Consider the following 244-nt stretch of genomic DNA (forward strand, 5'->3'; position numbering starts at 1 on the left):
GTCGCGCAGCGGCTCGATGACTTCACCGCCTTCCACCAGGGCCTTCATGTTGTAGCCCTGCGAGGTGCCGCAATCGTCCTCGGTGATCACCAGGTCCTGCGTCACGTCGACCAGACGACGGGTCAGGTAACCCGAGTTCGCGGTCTTCAGTGCCGTGTCGGCCAGACCCTTACGCGCGCCGTGAGTCGAGATGAAGTACTGAAGCACGTTCAGGCCTTCACGGAAGTTCGCGGTAATGGGCGTC

At 62.3% G+C, this 244-nt stretch carries 1 protein-coding gene; it reads right to left on the reverse strand.

What is annotated here, in order from left to right:
• On the reverse strand, positions 1 to 244 hold a 244-nt coding region (locus SB756_RS34080), incomplete at both ends, for a hypothetical protein (RefSeq protein ID WP_410913756.1).

The organism is Pseudomonas sp. SIMBA_068 (assembly GCF_046534705.1).
GTDB lineage: Bacteria > Pseudomonadota > Gammaproteobacteria > Pseudomonadales > Pseudomonadaceae > Aquipseudomonas > Aquipseudomonas putida.